This is a genomic window from Corynebacterium segmentosum, assembly GCF_900637825.1.
GTDB classification, from domain to species: Bacteria; Actinomycetota; Actinomycetes; order Mycobacteriales; family Mycobacteriaceae; genus Corynebacterium; species Corynebacterium accolens.
The window spans coordinates 1,461,949-1,484,644 of sequence record NZ_LR134408.1 but is presented as its reverse complement, the minus strand read 5'-3'; the positions used below and the strand labels follow the sequence as shown (position 1 = coordinate 1,484,644).

Here is a 22,696-nt window from a genome sequence, read left to right as displayed (position 1 = left end):
CACGGGCCGTTTCGCGTTTTCGCGTGCGGGATTTTCAAGCGGTTTCCATTGGGTGCGGTGAGTTACTAAACTGGTAGTTTCTGATACCGCGACACGGTAATTTAGGAATAAATTTTTCCCCTTTAGCTTGGAGGTTCTCATGGTCGATCACGCACGTGCGGCGCGGCTAGCAAAACGAATTCAGGAAATCGTGGCTAGCGCGATTGAGCTGCAGATTAAGGATCGCCGCCTGGAGATGGTCACCGTGACCGACGCCCGCGTCACCGGTGATTTGCACGACGCTACCGTCTTTTACACGGTGCGCGGCCACGATATCGAGGCAGAACCCGATTATGACCAGGCTGAGGAAGCACTCAAGCGCGCGAAGGGGCAGTTGCGCAAGATCGTTGGCGATCAGCTCTCCGTGCGCTTTACCCCAACCCTGACTTTTGAGCTCGATACCGTCCCAGAGGCCTCCGCGCACATGGAAGAGCTTTTGGCGCGCGCTCGGGCTCGCGATGAAGAGCTAGCGAAGCTGAAGGAAAATGCCCAGCCCGCGGGTGAGGCCAACCCATATAAGACCTCCGATGAAGACGAGGCTTAAGTGACCCGCAAGGAATATCAGGACGCAGTCGATGCCATCTCCGGCGCGCAAAGCATCTGTATTATCACCCACTTGCGCCCGGATGCCGATGCCATTGGTTCGGCCACGGCACTGCTCTTAGCCATGCAGCAAAGCGGGAAGGATGCCTGCGCGGTCATCGGCCAGGATAAGGACTTTGCGCCTAACCTTTACTCCATTCCAGGAGCGGATCAGGTCAAGGTTACCCGAGAGCTACCGCAGGGCTATGACGTTTATGTCACCGTGGATTGCGGGTCGATCGACCGCACCGGCCTATTTTCCGCAGACATCGCCGAGCTGGCGGCGGCAGGGCGCGTGTTGTGCATCGATCACCACTCATCCAATCCTGGATTTGGCTCCGTGAACTTGGTTGATTCAGAGTGCGAGTCCACCACGGTGGCCATCTTGACCATCCTGGACATGCTGTCGGTGCAGATAGAAAACACCATCGCGCATTGCCTGTACGTCGGCCTTTTGACCGATACGGGTAGTTTCCGGTGGGGCAGGCCCGCCATGCACGATGTGGCCACCCGTTTGATGCACTATGGCCTGGACACCAAGCAGATCGCCACGGATTTACTCGATGCCACGACCCCTGATGATCTGCAGATGGTCGGCCGCGTGCTCGCGGGACTGCGCATTGAACATGCCGGTGAGCTGGGCATAGGTATCCTCATCGCGGGCCTAGCCGATATCGAAGGTCATTCGGACTCCGCAGTGGAATCCCTGGTGGATTTCGTGCGCGCCCTTGAGGGCACGCAGTTGGGCGTGGTCTTTAAGGAGCAGTCGGCCGGGATTTGGGCGGTATCGCTGCGTTCGACGGCGATTAATTGCGCAGAACTTGCAGCCCAATTTGGCGGCGGCGGGCATGTTCCGGCTGCCGGGTACATGACACAGGGAAGCGAAGAAGCCATCGTTGCGGAGCTGGTGAGTGCCATCGATGAGCACTAGGCAGTCAACCCCCACGACAGTAAGCGCACGCGAGGTCTTTGGCCTCGCGTTTCCTGCGCTTGGCGTCCTGGCCGCGATGCCGCTCTACCTCCTGCTCGATACCGCAGTGGTGGGGCGCTTGGGTGCCCAGGAACTGGCTTCGCTCGCCGCGGCAACCACGATCCATACCGTGGTGACCACGCAGCTGACCTTCTTGTCCTACGGCACTACGGCCCGCTCGTCCCGCCTGTTTGGCGCTGGAAAGCGCGCCGAGGCTGTAGCGGAAGGCGTGCAAGCTACCTATGTGGCTTTAGGCGTCGGCGGGCTTTTGGCCATTATTATGTGGATCTTCGGCGGCGTATTTGCCCAGTGGCTTACCGGAGATCCCACTACGGCGGCCGGCACCGCGCTGTGGCTGCGGATTGCCGCGCTGGCCATTCCCGTAACACTGGTGGAAATGGCCGGAAATGGCTGGATGCGCGGCGTACAAAATACCAAGAAGCCGCTCTATTTCACCCTCGCCGGAATGATTCCCGGCGCCATTGCTGTACCCGCATTCGTGTACTGGTGGGGCCTTGCCGGTTCTGCCATCGCCACCGTAATGGGAATGAGCATTATCGCGAGCCTCTTCGTGCGCGAGCTGTATAAACAGCACGAAGGCTCGTGGGCATTTCGTTGGCACATCGTGCGCGAACAGCTCATCTTGGGCCGCGATCTGATCTTGCGCTCCGCCAGCTTCCAGGTGGCCTTTCTTACCGCCACGGCCGTGGTGTCCCGCGTGGGCACTGCGGCCTTGGGTGGCCACCAAATCATGATGCAGCTGTGGAATTTCATGTCGCTGATTTTGGACTCCCTGGCTATTGCCGCCCAGGCCTTGACCGGCGCAGCTTTGGGCGCTGGTTCGGCGCGCCACGCGCGCAGCGTGGGAAGCAAGGTAGTGATGTATTCCACCATCTTTTCCGCCTTCCTCGCCTTGGTTTTCGCCGCCGGGGCCGGGGTCATCCCGCGCGTGTTTACCTCCTCGCAGGAGGTCATTGATGCCATGAGCCAACCGTGGTGGATCCTCGTTGGCATGGTCATCGCCGGCGGCGTGGTCTTTGCCCTCGACGGTGTTTTGCTGGGAGCAGGGGACGCGGCATTCCTGCGCAGCCTGACTATCGCCTCGGTTCTTCTGGGATTTTTGCCCGGCGTGCTCCTCGCTCATGCCATGGGCACGGGCCTTACCGGTGTGTGGTGCGGCTTGGCCGCGTTCATTTCCTTCCGCCTGATTGGCGTGGTCTACCGCTTCTATTCTATGAAATGGGCTGTAATAGCAGAGTAGTACCTGCGCTACAGTGGCTGTAGCGAGTAATAACAGCACTTTAGAAGATGAATGAGGAAGGCGGGTGGGAGCGGCAATGCCAACGTTATGGGCAGTAGCAGACCTGCACGGCGCGATCAGTGACAACTTTGCGCGCATTGCAGAGCTAGCCCCACCAGATCCCGCAGATTGGCTCATTGTGGCAGGCGATGTTGCAGAGCGCAGCGAGCTTATCGTGCGCATCTTGCGGGACTTGGCCGCGCGCTATGACACCGTTATTTGGGCGCCGGGCAATCACGAGTTATTTTCCCGTTCCCAAGACCAGTACAAGGGGCGCGAAAAATACGATCACCTGGTTGCCGCCTGCCGGGAGATCGGCGTTATCACCCCGGAGGACCCTTACCCGGTCTTTAACGGAATAACGATCGTGCCACTTTTTACCCTGTATGACTACAGCTTCCGCCCACCGGGGACCTCGGTGGAAGAAGCGGTGCAGCAGGCGCGCGCCAAAAAGCTTGTCATGACCGATGAGGTAGCTATCGCCCCTTTTGTAGACGTGCGCGCGTGGTGTTGGGACCGCTTGGCGTATTCCATTAAGCGTTTATCCCGAGTGCAGGGCCCAACCATCTTGATCAACCACTGGCCATTGGTGCAAGAGCCCACGATGGTGCTGCGCTTCCCGGAAATCGCCCTGTGGAGCGGCTCGCGCCATACGCGTTCGTGGCCGCGTCGATACAAGGCAGAGGCAGTCATTTACGGCCACCTGCACATGCCCTCAAAGATGAATGTGGATGGGGTAGACCATATCGAAGTCTCCCTAGGTTACCCGCGCGAATGGCGTAACCAGCCGCACCGTATTGCCTGGCCATACCCAGTTACCTCAACCTTTGGGGAGGTGAATTAATGCTTTATCCCGACCTATTCCCAGAAACTACCCGTTATTGCTATGTGCGTACGGATGCCCGCGAGTCCGATCTGCTCAACTATGAGCATCTTGACCCTAAAGAACAGTCCATAGTCTCGCACGCGGTTGATATCCGGAAATCCGAATTTGGCGATGCCCGCTGGTGTGCGCACCAGGCCCTGCGCGAGCTGGGCTTTACAGGCTCGAACCCGATCCTGCGCGGGGAGCGGGGCATGCCGCTGTGGCCCGAAGGATTTATTGGATCCATGACGCATACGGAGGGCCTGCGCGCAGCGGTGGTGGCCTCCACCATGGATTTTCGCTCCATTGGCCTTGATGCGGAGCCGGCGCAGCGCCTGCCCGATCACGTCTTGACCATGATCGCTCGGGCCGGGGAAATGCCGCAGCTGCCGCGCCTAGAAAAGGCGGGGGTGCACTGCCCAGACCGCCTGCTGTTTTGCGCCAAGGAGGCGACCTATAAGGCGTGGTTTCCCATGACACATCGGTGGCTCGATTTCGATCAAGCAGAGATCGATATCCGCGAGGATGGCACCTTCATTTCCTATATCCTAGCCCGCCCCACGCCAGTGCCGTTTATCACCGGGAAGTGGATTCTAGAGGGCGGTTATGTCGTGGTTTCTACGCTGGTTCCGGCCCTTGATTTTTCAGCCTGAACAGAAACCCGCTCAGATCTCCTCGAGCAATGCCCTCAGCCACCGACTTAGAGGGTGGACGGCCGCGCCACAAAGACCGTGGCCAGCCTTTTGCCCTTCTCCTTAATGAGCGCGATGGCCTGGCCATTGGGGGCTACCGCCGCATGAACCCCGGACAGCCCGCGCGGCTCTAACCATTTGCCCATCGCTAAAGCGGCGGCCTCGTCCTCGGTGACGGGCAGGACGGGGAAACTGCGCTTGAGCGCCTCATCGAGGCTCAAGGATAGGCTGGGGTTTTCGGCAAGATCGTCGAGCATGTGGGCATCGGCAAGCGCAAAGGGCCCCACCGTAGTGCGGCGCAGGGCGGTTAAATGCCCGCCGACGCCCAGGGCCTCGCCCATATCGCGCGCCAAGGAGCGGATATAGGTGCCGGAGGAACACTCCACGGATACATCGAGGTCAATAAAATCGCCCTCGGCGCGCAGGTCATGAATATCAAAGCTGTGGACGGTGACCGGGCGGGTCGGGATATCTACCTCTTTGCCCTCCCGCACCAATTCATGCGCCCTTTTGCCTTTGATCTTGATGGCGGACACCGCGGCGGGCTTTTGCATAATCTCGCCGGTCAATGCGGCAACTTCGGCCTCGATGGCGGAACGGTGCAGTGCGGCCGCAGGCTTGCCCCAGCGAAATTCGCCCTCGGCATCATCGGTGGTGGTAGAAGCGCCGAGGCGGATGGTAGCTGAATAAGACTTGGTGGAGGCGACCATGTGCGCGAGGAATTTGGTGCCGCGTTCGATGCCGAGGACCAGCACCCCTGTCGCCATGGGATCCAGGGTGCCGGCATGGCCGACCTTTTTAGTGTGAAAATACCTGCGTAGGCGGTTAACAACATCGTGAGAGGTCATGCCGGCAGGCTTATCAACGATGACAAGTCCGGAATGTGCGAGCGCATCAGTCATAGGGTACAAGTCTATGCTCTACGATGGATTTCGTGGATATTTGTTACGGAATCGATGACATCCCCGCGGATGTGGGGCCGACCTCGGTAACCATTGGCGTCTTCGATGGCTTGCACCGCGGCCACCAACAGCTCGTTTCTGCCTGCGTGGAGCATGCGCGGGCGAATAATCAGGTCCCCGTCATGGTGACCTTTGACCCGCACCCGGTCTCGGTTTTCTTGCCGGAGCGCGCCCCGGTGTCCGTGGTGAGCTTCGAGCGCAGGCTGGAGCTCGCGGAAGAAATGGGCATCGAGATGGTGCTTGTCATTGACTTCACCAAGGAGCTTGAGGGCGTGGAACCGCGGCCCTATGTGCGCGACCTCTTGGTGGGAAAACTCCATGCGCAGCACGTGGTGGTGGGGGAGAACTTTACCTTCGGCGCTGGTGCCAGCGGCACCGCGGAAGCCATGCGGCAGCTGGGCGAGGAGTTTGGATTCAGCGTCGATATCATCCCGCTGCTGGATGAAGACGGCGTTCAGATTTGTTCCACCTATATTCGCCAGAGCCTGTCCCGGGGCGCAATAGAATCGGCGAATTGGGCGCTTGGCCGGCACTTTACGGTGACCGGACCCGTGGTGTGCGGTGCGGGGCGCGGCGGCAAGGAGCTGGGCTTTCCTACGGCCAACCAGTATTTCCCGGATACCGTTGCCATTCCCGCGGACGGTGTCTATGCCGGTTGGTTCATTGTGCATTCTGATTCGCCCCTCGATGGGGATATGCAGCCCGAAGTAGCCTATGCTGCGGCGATTTCCGTCGGTACGAATCCCACTTTTGGTGATGAAGAGCGGTCCGTGGAGTCTTTTGTCTTGGACCGCGATGCCGATCTTTATGGCTATGAGGCAACTGTGAAATTCGTGGGCCACCTGCGCGATATGGTGAAGTTCCATTCCGTCGATGAGCTTTTGGAAGCCATGGCCCAAGACGTCGCAGCCGCCCGCACGGTGCTGGCTGCCGATGCCCGTGCGCAGGGCTGCGATAGCGAAGACTATTTCTTAAAGGAGAAGTAAATGAAGGCCATCCTCGATCTTGATACCGGCATTGATGATGCTTTGGCCTTGGCTTATGCCCTGGCCCACCCCGATCTTGAGCTCATTGGAGTGACCTGCACTTATGGCAACGTCACGGTGCCGCTGGCGGTGCGCAATACCCTGGCGCTGCTGGAATTGCTAGATAGGCCCGATATCCCGGTCTTTGCCGGCCCCAGCCCGGACGGTTTCCAGCCCAGCGAGATTTCCTCGTTCATTCACGGCCAGAATGGCGTGGGCGAGGTCGCGCTTACCCCGTCCGATAAGACCGAGGACGCCCAGTCGGCCACGGATTTCCTCTTGCAGGCCGTGCGCGATTACGGTGATGACCTGGTCATTATTCCCACAGGTCCGTCGACGACCATCGCCCAGGCTATGCTTGCCGATGCCACCTTTGCCGCCAACGCCCACATCGTCATGATGGGCGGGGCGCTGACCGTTCCTGGCAACGTCTCCGCGTGGGCAGAGGCCAATATTTCCCAAGACCCGGATGCCACCGATTACCTCTTCCGACACAGCCAAGATGTCATCATGGTCGGCCTTGATGTCACCTTGCGCACCCTCTTGACGGAAAAAGAAACCGCGCGCTGGCGGGCAACCGGAACGACCGCGGGCGAGGTTTTCGCCGATATGGTGGATTACTACATTCGCGCTTATGCCACCACGGCTCCTCACCTGGGCGGTTGCGGCCTGCACGATCCGCTGGCCGTGGCGGTAGCCGCAGATCCGTCGTTGGTAGAGGTCATCGAAACCAATATGAAAACGGATACGCAAGGCCCCACCCGCGGGCGCACCATTGCCGATGAAACCCGGCTGAGCCAGGAACCTACCGCGAAGGTGGCCGTGGGCGTGGACAACGAGCGCTTTGTCCGTGAATTCGTGGACCGCCTCGAGGAACTTTTCCGCACGGTGGGCGCCAAGTAGTGCAGCGTTTTGATTTGCCACGCTAATTGGCTGTAAGATGACCAGTTGGCTTAGCGACTGTGGTTCACGACAGTTGCGGCACGCGGAGCTCGCCACGGCGGCGCTGCGCGTTGAAGAATAGTGTGGACTGAAATAAAGGAGAAATACTCATGGCATTGACCACTGAGAAGAAGGCCGAAATCCTCAAGGAGTACGGCCTGCACGAGACCGACACCGGTTCCCCCGAGGCACAGGTTGCCCTGCTGACCTCCCGCATCAACACTTTGACGGAGCACCTGAAGTTCCACAAGCACGATCACCACTCCCGTCGTGGTCTGCTGCTGATGGTTGGTCGTCGTCGTGGCCTGCTGAAGTACTTGGCAGAAAACAACGTGGATCGTTACCGTGATCTGATTTCCCGCCTGGGCCTGCGCCGCTAATTGCGACGCGGCTGCAGCCGAATTTTTCCCCTTGCCCTGCGGCAAGGGGAATTAGTGGTTTTATACCCTCTTAATCCTTGTAGGGAGCAGGGGCGATTGCGGTTGCCGTAGCTCAGAAGTGCGGAATCTCTGTTAGAATTTTCACCGTTGTCAAAAACAATGTGGAAAAGGCGGCACCGACGATCGCCTAAAACATTCAAGGAGAATTACTAGATGAGCGTTCAGAACTCCGTAGAGTTCAATATCGATGAAGAATTCGGTATTACCGAAGCTATCGCCGTCCTCGACAACGGGGACTTTGGCACCCGCACGGTACGTTTCGAAACCGGCCAGCTGGCCCGCCAAGCAGATGGTTCCGTAACTACGTACCTCGATGATGACACGATGCTGCTGGCCACCACGACTGCCTCGAACCAGCCGCGCGAGAACTTTGACTTCTTCCCACTTACCGTGGACGTGGAAGAGCGCATGTACGCAGCCGGCAAGATCCCCGGCTCCTTCTTCCGCCGCGAGGGGCGTCCCTCCACCGAGGCCATCTTGGCCTGCCGCCTCATCGACCGCCCGCTGCGCCCCACCTTTGTCAAGGGCCTGCGCAACGAAGTGCAGGTGGTCATCACCGTCCTGTCGCAGGACCCAGAAGAGTACTACGACGTCGTAGCCATCAACGGCGCGTCCGCAGCAACCCAGCTTTCCGGCCTGCCGGTCTCCGGCGCCGTCGGCGGCGTGCGCATGGCGCTCATCGCTGATGACAAGCACCCAGAAGGCCAGTGGGTGGCGTTCCCGAACCACGAGCAGCACGAGCGCGCGCTGTTTGAAATGGTGGTCGCAGGCCGCATCGTTACTAAGGGCCGTAAAGAAGACGTCGCCATCATGATGGTGGAAGCTGGCGCCGGCACCAACGTTGCTGAGCGCATTGCCGATGGCGCCCCGGCACCGCAAGAAGCCGCCGTTGCCGAGGGCCTCGAGGCAGCCAAGCCGTTCATTAAGACCCTGTGTGAGGCCCAGAACGGCCTGGCAGAGCGCACCGCCAAGGAGACCCAGGAGTTCCCGCTCTTCCCAGCGTATGAAGACGATGTCTTCGCCGCCGTGGAAAAGGCCGCTTCCAAGAAGCTGGAGAGCTTGCTGACGATCCCGGGCAAGCAGGAGCGCGACGAGGCCACGAACGAACACATGGAGCAGGTCGAACAAGACCTGCTGCCGCAGTTTGCTGACCTGGAAGAGGCAGTGGCCTCCAAGCAGATTCGCGCTGCTTATAACGAGGTCATGAAGAAGATCGTGCGCCGCAAGATCTTGACCGATGGCTTCCGCATCGATGGCCGCGGGCTAACCGATATCCGCGACCTGTCCGTTGAAGTTGACTTGGTACCACGCGCGCACGGTTCTTCCTTGTTCGAGCGCGGTGAGACGCAGATCCTCGGTGTCACCACCCTGGATATGTTGAAGATGGAGCAGCAGATCGACTCGCTTACTCCTATCGAGTCCAAGCGTTACATGCACCACTACAACTTCCCGCCATTTTCTACCGGTGAGACCGGCCGCGTGGGCTCACCCAAGCGCCGCGAAATCGGCCACGGTGCGCTCGCCGAGCGCGCCCTGCTTCCGGTCATCCCGTCGCGCGAGGATTTCCCGTATGCCATCCGCCAGGTCTCTGAGGCACTCGGCTCCAATGGTTCCACCTCCATGGGCTCAGTCTGCGCATCCACCCTGTCCCTCTACAACGCGGGTGTTCCGCTCAAGGCGCCGGTAGCCGGCATCGCCATGGGCTTGGTCTCCGGTGAGGTCAAGGGCAAGGAAAAGTTCGTGGCACTGACCGATATCCTCGGCGCCGAAGATGTCTTCGGCGACATGGACTTCAAGGTTGCAGGTACCTCCGAATTCATCACTGCGTTGCAGCTGGACACGAAGCTGGACGGCATTCCTTCTAAGGTCTTGGCCCAGGCGCTCGAACAGGCCCGCGATGCCCGCGCGACCATTCTGGAAACCATGGCTGAGGTCATCGATTCCCCAGATGAGATGTCTGGCCTAGCCCCGAAGATCACCTCGGTGAAGATTCCGGTCAACAAGATCGGTGAGCTCATCGGCCCTAAGGGCAAGACCATCAACCAGATCACCGAAGATACCGGTGCTGATGTCTCGATTGAGGACGATGGCACGGTCTACATCTCTGCAGTTACTGGCGAGGCCGCAGACGCTGCGATCGAAAAGGTTAACTCCATTGCCAACCCGCAGTTGCCCAAGGTGGGCGAGCGCTTTCTCGGCACGGTAGTCAAGACCGTTCCATTCGGCGCCTTCGTTTCCTTGACCCCAGGCCGCGATGGATTGATCCACATCTCCAACCTGGGTGGGGACGAGCGCATCGAGAAGGTCGAAGATGTCGTAAACGTTGGCGATAAGGTACAGGTAGAAATCGCGGATATTGATAACCGCGGCAAGATCTCCTTGGTGCCAGTAGAGGACTAATCCCTCAGACGCTCTTTAGAGCAGTGGCCCTGTTTCCCGGATATGGTGGGAAACAGGGCCATTTTCTATGCCTGCGCCGTGATCACTTAGTTTTGGAAATCAAGCACGAGGCGTTTGGGGTTCTGCAAGAAGGTCACGGAATAAGGCGTTTGCTTCTTTAACCCGATGACCAACTGCGTTTGCGCCTCGAAGGTGGTGGTGTAGTTGATCTCTTGCACGACACCGGCACCTGGGGTGATGCCAGAATCCATGAACCTTTGCTCTAACTCTGGTGTTGATGGCCACGGGGTGCCCTCGATACCAAGATTGAGGAATGTAGCGCCTTTGACCTCGACCGGAAGTCCCGATGCCTGGTGGGCGGGCTGATCCGTATAGGTAGTAAACCACCCGGCTTCGCCGTCACCTTCAAGATCAACCACGACGCGGGTAAAAGAGTCATGCGCGGCTACCCGTATCCCAGTGGGAACGAGGCCACCCAGGCCAGGAGGCAGGTGGCGCTGATCCTCGAGGGAGGGCGTGCCCATGCCGCCGAAAGCAGGTTTTGGATCATTGCCCTGCGCGTGTTGCTGATGATGGCTTAACGGGGCAGTGTCTTCTACCGTCTTGGTTGGGTCATCGGCGGTGTTCGTTGTGGAAGGCTCTGATTTCTTTGCCGAAGACGTGGTCGATTCCGCCGTGGAGCTGGTGGATTCCTGCTGCGTAGCGAATGAGGCATCGGCGGCCTCGTCATCGCTGGGGTTAGCGCAAGCAGCCAGCGAGAGCATGCAGCTCATGCCGGCGCCAGCAGCGATAACGCGGGTGAGAGTAGATCGAGACATTGTGACCACTTCCTAGGTTGTCTACCTTGTTGTCTCTTTCAATTCTACCGGTACACAAGTGGCCCAACTGGGGAAGTGATGCAATTGTTGTACAAGGGAAACTAGCGAAGGTGTGGCCTAACGCTTCAATTGGACGAGCTGGATGAGGTTACCCACGGTATCGTCAAAGACTGCGATAATGGAGGGGCCAACGTCGGTGGGCTCCATGGTAAAGTCCACGCCCTTGTCCTTTAGCTCAGCGTATTCTTTTTCCACATCCTGCGATAAGAATTGGGTGACCGGGATATTATCCGCCTTCAGCGCCTCGGTGTACGTCTTAGCGGCAGGGTGGCCCTTGGGCTCAAGGAGCAGTTCAACGCTGCCATCGCCGTCCGCGTTGGTGACCGTAAGCCACCGGAAATCGCCGTGTGTGACGTCATCTTTTACCCGGAAACCTAGGACATCGACATAAAAATCGTGGGCGCGAGCAACGTCATCTACTGGAACGGACGCAATATAAATCTGCATGACGCCCAGTCTAGCAGTGGTATTTTTGCCGTTCGGACGCCCGCCCGCCCCGGATGGGCGAGCGCGATAGGATGGGAAAGAAACAAAGGATTTACTCAAAGTCGTTAAGAAAGTGAGACCCGCAATGGCGATCAAAGTAGGAGTCTTGGGAGCGCAAGGGCGCGTCGGCAAGGCGATTGTTGAAGGCGTTAATGCCGAAGATGACTTAGAGCTCGTAGCGGAAATTAGCCGCGGGGATGACCTGCAGCAATTGGTTGATAATCACGCAGAGGTCATCGTAGATTTCACCCAGCCTGATTCAGTGATGGGGAACCTGGAGTTTTGCATCGCGAACGGCATTCACTGCGTGGTGGGCACCACTGGCTTTGATAAAGAGCGCTTGGACCAGGTGGAGCAGTGGACCCGCCAAGAGGGTGCTGGAAACGTGCTGATCGCACCGAATTTCGCCATCTCTGCCGTGATGACCATGGTGCTTGCCAAGCAGGCAGCGAAGTTCTTCGAGACCGCAGAGGTCGTGGAGTTTCACCACCCCACTAAGCTGGATGCGCCTTCCGGTACCGCCATCCACACCGCAGAGGCCATTGCTCAGGCGCGCCGCGATGCCGAATTGGGCGAGATGCCGGATGCGACGGAAAAGTCCCTCGAGGGCGCGCGTGGTGCGAATGTAGACGGAATCCCAGTACATGCCGTGCGTACCCGCGGCATGGTGGCCCACGAAGAGGTTATTTTCGGTGCGCAGGGGCAATCCCTGACCATCCGCCAGGATTCCTACGACCGTTCCTCCTTTACTCCTGGCGTTTTGGTCGGCGTGCGCGAGATTGCGCAGCACCCGGGATTGGTCGTCGGGCTAGACAAGTACCTGGGGCTGTAACGGTATGGCCACTGCGAGTGAGCTAAAAATCCAGCTCATTGCCGCCACCGAGTTTCACCCGCCGCAGGGAACGCAGTGGCGTGCCGATGAGACGGCGACCGATGGCGAGGCCCTCGTCGAATTCGCGGGACGGGCGTGTTATGAGTCTTTTGACAAACCCAACCCGCGGACCGCGACGAACTCCGCCTACCTGCACCACATTATGGAGGTAGGACATACTGCGTTGTTGGAACACGCCACGGCAACGATGTACATTACGGGGCTCTCGCGCTCAGCCAGCCATGAATTGGTGCGCCACCGGCACTTTTCCTTTTCGCAGCTATCCCAGCGCTTTGTGCATCCCAATGAGATGCACGTAGCGCTGCCCAAGCTGGTGGAAGAAGATGAACAATTGCGCCGGTTGGTCATGCAGGCCGTGGATGACACCCGTTTTGTCTACGATGAGCTGCTCGAGGCCTTGGAAGAAAAGCTGGATGAGCCGAATGCGCTGCTGCGAAAGAAGCAGGCGCGGCAGGCGGCGCGCGCGGTTTTGCCCAATGCGACGGAAACGAGGCTCGTCGTTACCGGCAATTACCGCGCGTGGCGCCACTTCATTGGGGCGCGGGCGGCCGAGCACGCTGATACGGAATTGCGCGAAGTGGCGGTAGAGTGCTTGAAGCATTTGCAAGACCAAGCACCAGCGCTTTTCGATGACTTCCATATCACCACGTTGGCCGATGGAACGCAGATGGCCGCAAGCCCTTACGCTTAACACGCGCCACCCCGATGCGGCCAAAAGGTGCCCTAGCGGGTAACCTTGACGGCTATGAGCACAGGTATGACAGCAAAGACTGGCGTTGACACCTTCGGTCGCATTGGCGTCGCCATGGTCACTCCGTTTGATCGTGACGGTGCGCTGGATGTAGAAGCGGGTCGCCGCCTGGCAGCTCATCTCGTAGACAACGGCGTGGATTCACTCATCTTGGGTGGAACGACGGGCGAGTCTCCTACCACGTCCTTGGACGAAAAGTTGGAGCTGCTCAAGGCCGTAAAAGAGGAAGTGGGAGACCGCGTCCGGATCTGTGCGGGCGCCGGAACGAATAACACCGCAACCTCGATCGAGGTTGCCCAAGCGTCCGCCGCCGCAGGAGCCGATAGCTTGCTCGTGGTGACTCCGTATTATTCCAAGCCCTCCCAACAGGGCGTCTACGAGCATTTTGCCGCAGTTGCTGATTCAACGGATCTGCCGATTTGCGTCTATGACATCCCTGGCCGCTCGGGCATCCCAGTGGCGTCGGATACGCTCCGCCGCCTTGCGGAATTGCCGACTATCCAAGCCGTGAAAGACGCCAAGGGCGATCTTTCCGCGGCCGCAGAACTCATCCAAGAAACCGACTTGGCGTGGTACTCCGGTGATGATCCGATTAACCTGCCGTGGCTATCCCTCGGCGCTTCGGGTTTCATCTCCGTCATCGGCCACGCTGCACCTCGTGCCTTGGTAGAACTCTATGAAGCTTTCGATGCGGGCGATTTGGCCCGCGCGCAAGAAATAAATTACTCAACGCTTCTTCCACTGACCCGCGCTCAGGCGCGGTTGGGCGGAGCGACATTTGCAAAGGAAGCTCTGCGCCTGCAGGGCTTTGAAGTTGGCGATCCCCGCCTTCCTGTTACCGCCGCGAGCGAGGAGGAACGCGAGGTACTTCGCCGTGATTTGGAACAATCTGGAGTCCTTTAAGAATGACTGAACCCCGTAACCGTTCCCGCAAGGTCACCCGCAAGGCGGGTCCACCTTCGGAAACTGAGACCGCCTCCAATGAGGCGGCTTCGCCCGTATTTCAGGCCCCTGCCAATAACGCCGGCACTGCCGGAAATGAGGAGCAGGGCAACTCTGGCAAGAATAACTCTGCCGATAATAAGAACGACGGCGATAACAACGGCCGCCGCTCGCGTTCCCGTGGCGGCCGCGGCCGTGGCCGTGGCGGAAACGGCAATAATGGCAATGGCCAAGGTGGCAATAACCACGGCGGCAATAACAAGAACAACAGCGGTGGCAACGGAAAGAACGGCAATGGCAAGGGCCGTGGCCGCAATAACAATAACCGCGGCCGCCGCAACGTGCCGAAGTCGATGCAGGGCGCTGATTTGACCAAGCGCCTGCCGGAACCGCCTAAGCAGGCGAAGGATACCCTGCGCATCTACGCCTTGGGCGGTATCTCCGAAATCGGCCGCAACATGACCGTCTTTGAATACGGCGATGAGCTGCTCATCATTGACTGCGGCGTGCTCTTCCCGTCGTCTGGCGAGCCTGGCGTGGACCTCATCCTGCCGGACTTCGGGCCGATTGAAAAAAAGATCGACAAGGTCAAGGCCCTCGTGGTCACCCACGCCCACGAAGACCACATCGGTGCCATCCCGTGGCTGCTGAAGCTGCGCCCGGATATCCCCATCGTGGCCTCCCGTTTCACCATCGCGCTCATTGCGGCCAAGTGTAAGGAACACCGCCAGAAGCCGAAGTTCGTTGAGGTCAACGAAAAGTCTGACGTGACCTACGGCTGCTTCCGCGTTCGCTTCTGGGCGGTTAACCACTCCGTGCCGGATGCGCTCGGCATCATGCTAGGCACCCCGGCCGGGAATATCATCCACACCGGTGATATCAAGCTGGACCAAACCCCGTTGGATAACCGTCCGACCGACCTTCCGGCGCTGTCTCGTTACGGCGACGAGGGCGTTGACCTCATGCTGTGCGATTCCACCAACGCCACCGTGCCGGGCGTATCCGCCTCCGAGGGCGATATCCCAGCCAACTTCAAGCGCTTGGTGGCTAATGCGAAGCAGCGCGTCATCTTGGCCTCCTTCGCCTCGAACGTCTACCGCGTGCAGGCTGCCATCGATGCTGCCGTGGCCAATGGCCGCAAGGTGGCCTTCAATGGCCGATCGATGATGCGCAATATGGAGATCGCGGAAAAGATGGGCTTTTTGAAGGTCCCTCGCGGCACCATCATCCCCATCGATGAGGCCGCGAAGATGGCCCCGCACAAGACCATGCTCATTACCACCGGTACGCAAGGTGAGCCAATGGCTGCGCTGTCCCGCATGGCCCGCCGCGAGCACCGCCAGATTACGGTGCGCGATGGCGATACCATCATCTTCTCTTCCTCGCTCATCCCGGGCAACGAAGAGGCCGTCTTCGGCGTTATCAATATGCTGTCCCAGATTGGTGCCAACGTCATCACCAACCAGGACGTCAAGGTCCACGCATCTGGCCACGGCTACTCCGGCGAGCTGCTCTTCCTGTACAACGCGGCGCGCCCGCGCAATGCCATGCCGGTCCACGGCGAGTGGCGCCACCTGCGCGCCAATAAGGAATTGGCGATTTCCACCGGCGTGGCCCGCGACCGGACGGTCTTGGCGCAAAACGGCGTTGTGGTGGATCTGCGCAAGGGCCGCGCGGAGGTCGTCGGGCAGCTGCAGGTTGGCCACCTCTACGTCGATGGCGTGTCCATGGGCGATGTCGATGCCGATACCTTGGCAGACCGCACCAACCTGGGCGCCGGCGGCGTGGTATCCATTACCTGCGTGATTGATAACCGCACTTCCCGCCTGCTCGAGCACCCAACCGTGGCAACCACCGGTTTCTCCGATGATGACCGGGGTGTTGTGCCCGAGGTTGCGGAGATGGTGGAAAACACCATGAATGATCTCGCCGCAGAGGGCGAGAATGACACCTACCGGATGGTGCAAAAGCTGCGCCGCAAGGTCTCCAAGCTCATGGATTCCAAGTACAAGCGCGAGCCGGTCATTTTGCCCACCATCGTGCCGACGAATTCAGGCACGCTGCTTGCTGATGACGCCGATGTCGACGCCAGCCGCGAGTCCCTGTAGGTTCTGCTACAAAAGGATTTAATTCCGGCATAGTTTCTGTGCCCCAGCATTTCGATGTCCTCGGTATGCTGGGGCACATGTCGTTTTCATCTTCCGAACGCGCCAAGATGGTCGCGCTTTTTCATCAGCTAGGTCCAGACGCCCCCACGCTGTGTGAGGGTTGGACCACGCGTGACTTAGTTGCCCACCTGTGGGTGCGGGAAAACCGTCCCGATGCCGCAGCGGGCATGTTCCTTTCGGTCCTGCAGCCCCACTTGGAAAAGGAATCCGCCAAGGTTGCCCGCCGCGATTTCGATGAGCTTGTCGATGCCTGGGGGAGGGGGCCGGCAAAGTTTAACCCCGCACGTTTTCTCGATGCCCAGCAAAATTTGGGCGAACATTTCATCCACCACGAGGATATCCGCCGCGCCAATGGCCAGACCGAACCCCGTGATTTTTCTGTGGCCGTGCAGAAGAAGCTGCACCGTTTTTTGAAGATCTGGGCCAAATTGAGCCTGCGTAAATCCACCCAGCCGGTGATCCTGCAGCCGGACGGGATGCAGCGCATCGTCGTGGCAGACAAGCACGGGGTAGCCGATCGCGGCGATCGCGTGGTCCGCGTAAGCGGAGAGGTTGGCGAACTCCTGCTGTGGGCGTACGGGCGCGATGTCGTGCAGGTCGCCATCAATGGCGACGAGTCAGCCATCAAGATGTCAACCCTGTAGGCTAGAAAAAGCCGCTTTTGCGGCCTGTGCTGCACCTTTTTAGCCCGAACTCGGGACATTTCTCGGTTAACTAGTTCTGCCACGCGTGTGGCGTATGTGATTTGTGGGGTTTTCCGGTTAAGGTAAATGACATGTCTGTCAAAAATGCCTCCTCTCGCGGATCGCGCCGGAACCAGACGCGAGCATCAAAAAGCGCGCCTGGCCGGAAAGCGAACCGGTCGCGGCCGTCTGGCCGCAGCCAGTCCAGCGCCGGTGTGCCAGAGACGCTGGAGATGACCTCGTCTGGGCGCGCGGCAGGAACGACGCAAGAGCGTACGGGGAGCGCATTTCGGGCCGTCGGCAAGGGGCTTGGCTCTGCATTTGGTGCCACCGCGCGCGGAATGGGCAATGTTGCCCGCGGCCTAGGCAATGGCCTTGCGGGCCTGAAGCCGAGCCAGGATGTAACTGCTGACGGCACGGAGGATTTCGAGAGAACAAGGGAGCCACAGGAAATTTCTGATAGCGCCGGGAAAAAGAAGAAAAGTAAGGTAACTCGCGCGCGCGATATCGCAGCCGAGGAGGAGGCACAGGCTGCCGAGGAGGCGGCGACTCCTTCTCAGGGCGGGTTGCGAGTCAATAATCCGGATGCGGTTGCCCTGGTGCTCATCGGCGTAGCCATCGTCCTCGCCGCCACCGTATGGTTTGGCGTCGCCGGCCAGGTGGGCGCCTGGGTGGGCAACCTGGTGCGCTACGTCATCGGCGCCGGCGCGTGGGTGCTTCCCATTGCGCTCGTCGCGCTGGCCATTTCGCTCATGATGGAAATGGATGGTCCATCCGGGCGCATTAATCCGCGCATTGCGGGCGGCACGACGATCATCGTGCTGGCGATGCTGAGCCTCATCCACATCTTTGCCGGTAATCCGCCGCTCGGATTTACCACCGATACCGCGGGCGGGGCCGGCGGTATCGTCGGCTTTGCAATCGGCGGGATTCTGGATGCCGCGTTTACCTCGTATGTTGCAGTACCCCTGCTCTTCCTCGTCATCATTTACGGCGCGCTGCTGGTTACGGGTATTACCATCCGCGAGGCCTATGAACTCGTAGCTGATTCGCTGCGTTCGGCCTTTTCCCGCTTTGGCGGCAGCGATGCGGACTATGAGGACGCAGACGAGGACGATCTCTACGGCCACGTGTCTGGCGATATCGACGATATTGCACATGGCCGCGAGCGCTCCGAGCGTCCTGCGCCGAAGCGTCGCGGCACGTCCGCCCTGCGCAAGACCGGCAGCTCCTATCCGGTGCAGTCGCTTGACGATGCCCCCGCAGACGACCACACCGTCGCCTTCAACACCCCAGTCCGTGCGGGTTATGAGCCCGTAGACCGCAGCGACGAAGAACTGGGATACGGCACGGATTCCAGCATGGGGGATACCGATGCCTTCCCGGCAGTAGATGACGCCGAATACGCAGACGACACGGAATCCGCCCAACCTGCGCTGCCAGAAAGCGAACCCACCCGCGTCTTGGGTTCTGCCACTGGTGGTTCTTCCGCCGGCCGCAAGAAGGGCGATGCAGCTTCACGCGTTGGTCGCGCCGCGGGTACCGCTGGTGCTGCTGCTTCTGGGGCGGCCGGGGCTGCTGGTGCCGCGGGCAAGGCCAAGGGTGCCGCTGCCGCTGGTGCCGCTGGAGCCGCCGCAAGTGCTGCCAAGGCCGGCTCCGATGCCGTGTCTTCGGCGCACGAGGAAGCCCGGCGCCTATTCCGCGAGCGCTCTGGGCGCGATGCGGCCACCGGCGCAAAGGTGGAATCCACCGCGGCGGCGGAACAGCCTGCCACACAGCCCCAAGCGCCCGCGCCTGCGCAATTTGGCAACGACAACTATGCGGTGCCCTCTACCGATCTGCTAACCCCAGGCACGCCTGCGAAGGAACGCACCGAGATCAATGACCGCATCATCGAGGCCATTACCGATGTCTTCGAAGAGTTCAACGTCAATGCTCAGGTAACTGGCTTTAGCCGTGGCCCCACGGTGACCCGCTATGAGATTGAGCTTGGACCAGGCGTTAAGGTTTCGAAGATTACGAACCTGCAATCCAACCTGGCCTATGCCGTGGCTACCGATAACCTGCGCTTGCTCACCCCGATTCCGGGCAAGTCCGCAGTGGGTATTGAGGTTCCTAACCCAGACCGCGAAATGGTCCACCTGCGCGAGGTCTTGGACGCGCCCAACATGACGTCTTCCCCGGACCCAATGTTGATTGGCCTGGGCAAGGATATCGAGGGCGAATACACGTCCTTTTCCGTGCAGAAGATGCCGCACCTGCTGGTTGCCGGCGCTACCGGTTCCGGTAAGTCCGCGTTCGTGAACTCCATGCTGGTCTCGCTGCTTACCCGCGCCACCCCGGAGCAGGTACGCCTGATCCTTGTCGATCCAAAGATGGTGGAGCTCACGCCGTATGAGGGCATCCCGCACCTGATTACGCCCATCATTACCCAGCCGAAGAAGGCCGCCGCGGCCCTCCAGTGGCTGGTGGAAGAGATGGAGCAGCGGTACATGGATATGAAGGCCGCGCGCGTGCGCAAGATCGAGGACTATAACCGCAAGGTAGTCTCCGGCGAATACCAGGCACCGGCAGGTTCCGAGCGCGAGGTCCGGCCGTACCCTTATATCGTCTGCGTCGTCGACGAGCTGGCGGACTTGATGATGACCGCCCCGAAGGAGATCGAGGACTCCATCGTCCGCATCACCCAGAAGGCCCGCGCTGCCGGCATTCACTTGGTGCTGGCCACCCAGCGCCCGTCCGTCGATGTGGTCACCGGCCTCATCAAGACCAACGTGCCTTCCCGCTTGGCCTTTGCCACCTCGTCCTTGACCGACTCCCGTGTCATCTTGGACCAAGGCGGTGCGGAAAAGCTCATCGGCATGGGCGATGGTCTATTTATCCCGCAGGGCAAGCGCCCAGTGCGCATGCAGGGTGCATTCGTTTCCGATGACGAGGTCATGGATGTCGTCGAGGCCGCTAAATCCCAGGCCGCCCCGAACTACACCGAGGGCGTGACCGAGGAAAAGCAGTCTGAGGCGAAGAAGGAGATCGACGATGACATTGGCAAGGACATGGATGACCTCCTCGAGGCCGTCGAGCTGGTGGTCACCGCCCAGTTGGGTTCCACCTCGATGCTGCAGCGCAAGCTGCGCATTGGCTTTGCCAAGGCCGGCCGCCTGATGGACCTGATGGAATCGCGCGGCGTCGTCGGGCCATCGGAAGGCTCCAAGGCTCGCGAGGTGCTGGTCAAGCCAGAAGAGCTCGACACCATCCTGTGGATGATTAAGGGTGCCGACCCTGCCGATGCCCCCAAGGAAATCCAGGACGAGATGAACCAGGAAGAAGACGATGATGCTGGTGATTTCGCAGATTCCGCTCTTTCCGATGCCCCCGACTCGCCCGATTCCGATACGCGGACGGTGCAAGCGACCTATAACCCATCGTCCGGGGCCTTCTAAGTAGTGTAAGATGGTCACGGTCTTGGAGGGGAGTACCCCACATTCGGCATAGATCGTCAACACGGTAGCTGTGCGCTCCCGGTCGTGTCGGCCCAGCGAGGAATATCCGCTGGGCGGGGGAGACCTCCGGTCACTTTCTTAAAGTAAATTCGACCGGAGGGATCTCGCGATGAACGTCCCATTGTGGGTGTGGCTGGTTACCGGTGCGGTGATTTTAGCCTTTTTTATATTCGACTTTTATTCTCACGTGCGCAGTCCACATGAGCCCACCCTGAAAGAGTCGGGCCTGTGGACCCTTTTCTATATTTGCGTCGCCGTAGTTTTTGGCGGCGTCGTGTGGGCCGTGTGGGGCCACGAGCACGGCATCCAATTCTTTACCGGTTATGTCACTGAGCAGGCGCTTTCCGTGGATAACCTCTTCGTATTTGCGCTTATCATGGGATCCTTTAAAATCCCGCGCAAGTACCAGCAAAAGGTGCTGCTCATCGGCATCATCATCGCCCTCGTCTTCCGCCTCGTATTCATCCTGTTGGGCGCGGCGGTTATCGCGGCGTGGTCCGATATCTTCTATCTCTTTGCCATCTTCCTGCTCTACACCGCCATCAAGTTGGTCATCGATGAGATTCGGGACGCGCCGGAGACCAACCCGAACGATATGGCCATCATCAAGCTCGTGCGCAAGGCGGTAGATGTTACCCCGCAGTACCACGGGGATAAGCTCACCCACCGCGTGGACGATGGCTCTAAGAAGGGCAAGTTCGCCTTCACGCCGTTATTCGTCGCGCTGGTATCCATTGGGCTTATCGATGTCATGTTTGCCTTCGACTCCATCCCGGCAATCTACGGCATTACCTCAGAGGCGTTTTTGGTCTTTACCACCAACGCATTCGCGTTGATGGGCCTGCGCCAAATGTACTTTCTTATCGATGGCCTCTTGGACCGCCTCGTCTACCTGCCTTATGGCCTGGGCATCATCTTGGGCTTCATCGGCGTCAAGCTGCTTTTCCACGCGTTGCACGAGAATAACCTGCCGTTTATCAATGGCGGCGACAACATTGAATCCGTGCCAGAAATCTCCACGATCGGCTCGCTGGTGGTTATCGTTGGAGTCTTGGTCATCACGGTTCTTGCATCGGTTATCAAGAACATGCGCGATAAAACCCAAGGCGTAGTGGCTGTATCCCACAACCACTACGACTGGGACGAGGAAGGAAATAAGATCGTGCGTAATACGCGCGGCGATTACCTGGGCAGGGCCGAGGATCTGTCCAAGGAAGACCTACCCAACTAGGGGAGAGAGCCTAGAAGCGGGCTTTAACCGGATTCCACTCGCGGAAGCTGCGGCCCTGGAGGCAGCCTTCTTGATAGAAGGGATCATCGTTCATCAGCTGGATGACATCGGCTACCTCGGTGTCATCATTGTTAAAGCGCACAATGATGAGCGCGCCGCCTTGGGAATCCGTGAACGGTCCCGAGGCCACGATGGTGCCCTCATCAAATAGTTTCCCGGTGAACTCGCGGTGGGCCGGGCGGACCTTCGCTATCTCTGGGTTGGCCGGGTTGTATTCATAATTGACTGCAAAATATTTCATACCGGACAGTATAAATTCTCGGGGGAGTGTGCCGCGAGACCATAACCTTAGCGGGTAGTATGTATAGGGTGAATCAACCCGGAGCACAGTCAGCGCAGTCCTCGGAAGTGAATCCGCAGGTCTCTAATTGGAATCTGCCAAATTTCCTCACCTGCCTGCGTATCGTTTTCATTCCGGTCTTTGCATGGCTGGTCATCGGCGGCCACCAGTGGTGGTCTTTTGGCGTCTTCGCCGCCTTAATGCTCACGGATAAGCTCGATGGCGATATTGCCCGCGCCCGCGGGTTGATTACCGATTTTGGCAAGATTGCCGACCCCATTGCTGATAAAGCGCTCATGACCACAGCGCTTGTCTGCCTCAATATCGTCGATCAGCTTTCGGTCTGGGTCACCGTCATTATTCTGATCCGGGAATTCGGCATCACCATCTGGCGCATGGCCTTGCTGCGCCGCGGAAAAGTTGTCCCAGCCTCTAAAGGCGGCAAGCTAAAGACCGTCCTGCAGTCCTTCGCCGTGGGCTTATACTTGTGGCCGCTTCCCTCGTGGATGGATATTCCTACCTCCTTCATCATGTGGATGGCCGTCGTGGTTACGGTCGTTACCGGCGTGCAGTATCTCATCGATGGACAAAAGCAAAATAGCTAAACG

The 22,696-nt window shown here is 59.3% G+C and carries 21 protein-coding genes; 17 read left to right on the top strand and 4 right to left on the bottom strand.

Annotation, left to right across the window (positions count from 1 at the left end):
• Window positions 1-139 precede the first annotated feature (139 nt).
• The 5 genes from rbfA to EL217_RS07105 all read left to right on the top strand — a co-directional run bounded on the left by rbfA (window position 140) and on the right by EL217_RS07105 (window position 4,409).
• Complete coding sequence (gene rbfA, locus EL217_RS07125; RefSeq protein ID WP_005278773.1) at window positions 140-583, top strand: 30S ribosome-binding factor RbfA; 444 nt, start codon at window positions 140-142, stop codon at window positions 581-583.
• Window positions 584-1,552 carry a DHH family phosphoesterase gene (locus EL217_RS07120; RefSeq protein WP_126319261.1) on the top strand — a complete coding sequence of 323 codons (969 nt, stop codon included), beginning with the start codon at window positions 584-586 and terminating at the stop codon, window positions 1,550-1,552.
• Complete coding sequence (locus EL217_RS07115) at window positions 1,542-2,852, top strand: MATE family efflux transporter (protein WP_023017326.1); 1,311 nt, start codon at window positions 1,542-1,544, stop codon at window positions 2,850-2,852. The genes EL217_RS07120 and EL217_RS07115 overlap by 11 nt, the downstream gene beginning before the upstream one ends.
• Window positions 2,853-2,928: 76 nt before the next feature.
• Window positions 2,929-3,735, top strand: coding sequence for a metallophosphoesterase family protein (locus EL217_RS07110; protein WP_005278781.1), 807 nt, complete (start codon window positions 2,929-2,931; stop codon window positions 3,733-3,735).
• Window positions 3,735-4,409: a 4'-phosphopantetheinyl transferase family protein gene (locus tag EL217_RS07105; RefSeq protein WP_023030580.1), complete on the top strand. Its 675-nt coding sequence runs from the start codon at window positions 3,735-3,737 to the stop codon at window positions 4,407-4,409. The genes EL217_RS07110 and EL217_RS07105 overlap by 1 nt, the downstream gene beginning before the upstream one ends.
• Before the next feature lie 47 nt (window positions 4,410-4,456).
• On the opposite strand, the gene truB is transcribed toward EL217_RS07105, so the two are convergent.
• Window positions 4,457-5,350, bottom strand: coding sequence for a tRNA pseudouridine(55) synthase TruB (gene truB, locus EL217_RS07100; protein ID WP_023022829.1), 894 nt, complete (start codon window positions 5,348-5,350; stop codon window positions 4,457-4,459).
• 23 nt (window positions 5,351-5,373) lie between these two features.
• On the opposite strand from truB, the gene EL217_RS07095 reads away from it, so the two are divergent.
• The 4 genes from EL217_RS07095 (at window position 5,374) to EL217_RS07080 (ending at window position 10,217) form a co-directional block, all read left to right on the top strand.
• The gene (locus EL217_RS07095) at window positions 5,374-6,396 is read left to right on the top strand and encodes a bifunctional riboflavin kinase/FAD synthetase (protein WP_126319259.1); all 1,023 of its coding nucleotides are present in this window, start codon (window positions 5,374-5,376) and stop codon (window positions 6,394-6,396) included.
• Complete coding sequence (locus tag EL217_RS07090) at window positions 6,397-7,338, top strand: nucleoside hydrolase (RefSeq protein WP_126319257.1); 942 nt, start codon at window positions 6,397-6,399, stop codon at window positions 7,336-7,338.
• 149 nt (window positions 7,339-7,487) lie between these two features.
• A complete protein-coding gene (gene rpsO, locus EL217_RS07085; protein WP_005278802.1) occupies window positions 7,488-7,757 on the top strand; it encodes a 30S ribosomal protein S15 in 270 nt (89 codons plus the stop codon).
• Window positions 7,758-7,970: 213 nt separating this feature from the next.
• The gene (locus tag EL217_RS07080) at window positions 7,971-10,217 is read left to right on the top strand and encodes a polyribonucleotide nucleotidyltransferase (RefSeq protein WP_126319255.1); all 2,247 of its coding nucleotides are present in this window, start codon (window positions 7,971-7,973) and stop codon (window positions 10,215-10,217) included.
• An 86-nt stretch (window positions 10,218-10,303) separates the two neighbouring features.
• On the opposite strand, the gene EL217_RS07075 is transcribed toward EL217_RS07080, so the two are convergent.
• Both EL217_RS07075 and EL217_RS07070 read right to left on the bottom strand, forming a co-directional pair.
• Window positions 10,304-11,035, bottom strand: coding sequence for an AMIN-like domain-containing (lipo)protein (locus EL217_RS07075; RefSeq protein WP_023028899.1), 732 nt, complete (start codon window positions 11,033-11,035; stop codon window positions 10,304-10,306).
• 117 nt (window positions 11,036-11,152) lie between these two features.
• Window positions 11,153-11,542: a VOC family protein gene (locus EL217_RS07070; protein WP_005278808.1), complete on the bottom strand. Its 390-nt coding sequence runs from the start codon at window positions 11,540-11,542 to the stop codon at window positions 11,153-11,155.
• A 124-nt stretch (window positions 11,543-11,666) separates the two neighbouring features.
• Here EL217_RS07070 and dapB point away from each other — a divergent pair, with 124 nt between their 5' ends.
• The 7 genes from dapB to EL217_RS07035 all read left to right on the top strand — a co-directional run bounded on the left by dapB (window position 11,667) and on the right by EL217_RS07035 (window position 21,748).
• The gene (dapB, locus tag EL217_RS07065; protein WP_005283518.1) at window positions 11,667-12,413 is read left to right on the top strand and encodes a 4-hydroxy-tetrahydrodipicolinate reductase; all 747 of its coding nucleotides are present in this window, start codon (window positions 11,667-11,669) and stop codon (window positions 12,411-12,413) included.
• A 4-nt stretch (window positions 12,414-12,417) separates the two neighbouring features.
• The gene (gene thyX / locus EL217_RS07060; RefSeq protein ID WP_023022818.1) at window positions 12,418-13,164 is read left to right on the top strand and encodes an FAD-dependent thymidylate synthase; all 747 of its coding nucleotides are present in this window, start codon (window positions 12,418-12,420) and stop codon (window positions 13,162-13,164) included.
• Between the two features lie 54 nt (window positions 13,165-13,218).
• Window positions 13,219-14,127, top strand: a complete 909-nt coding sequence (dapA, locus tag EL217_RS07055) for a 4-hydroxy-tetrahydrodipicolinate synthase (RefSeq protein ID WP_126319253.1) — start codon at window positions 13,219-13,221, stop codon at window positions 14,125-14,127.
• Window positions 14,128-14,129: 2 nt separating this feature from the next.
• Window positions 14,130-16,274, top strand: a complete 2,145-nt coding sequence (locus EL217_RS07050) for a ribonuclease J (RefSeq protein WP_172596719.1) — start codon at window positions 14,130-14,132, stop codon at window positions 16,272-16,274.
• Window positions 16,275-16,339: 65 nt separating this feature from the next.
• On the top strand, window positions 16,340-16,978 hold the full coding sequence (locus tag EL217_RS07045; RefSeq protein WP_126320045.1) for a TIGR03085 family metal-binding protein: 639 nt from the start codon (window positions 16,340-16,342) through the stop codon (window positions 16,976-16,978).
• Window positions 16,979-17,250: 272 nt separating this feature from the next.
• Window positions 17,251-20,457: a DNA translocase FtsK 4TM domain-containing protein gene (locus EL217_RS07040; protein ID WP_420026262.1), complete on the top strand. Its 3,207-nt coding sequence runs from the start codon at window positions 17,251-17,253 to the stop codon at window positions 20,455-20,457.
• A gap of 169 nt (window positions 20,458-20,626) precedes the next feature.
• Window positions 20,627-21,748, top strand: coding sequence for a TerC family protein (locus tag EL217_RS07035; RefSeq protein WP_126319249.1), 1,122 nt, complete (start codon window positions 20,627-20,629; stop codon window positions 21,746-21,748).
• A gap of 10 nt (window positions 21,749-21,758) precedes the next feature.
• Here the strand turns inward: EL217_RS07035 and EL217_RS07030 are convergent, their stop codons facing one another.
• On the bottom strand, window positions 21,759-22,049 hold the full coding sequence (locus EL217_RS07030; RefSeq protein WP_126319247.1) for a YciI family protein: 291 nt from the start codon (window positions 22,047-22,049) through the stop codon (window positions 21,759-21,761).
• Between the two features lie 59 nt (window positions 22,050-22,108).
• On the opposite strand from EL217_RS07030, the gene pgsA reads away from it, so the two are divergent.
• On the top strand, window positions 22,109-22,693 hold the full coding sequence (gene pgsA, locus EL217_RS07025) for a CDP-diacylglycerol--glycerol-3-phosphate 3-phosphatidyltransferase (RefSeq protein ID WP_005278833.1): 585 nt from the start codon (window positions 22,109-22,111) through the stop codon (window positions 22,691-22,693).
• Window positions 22,694-22,696: the final 3 nt, after the last annotated feature.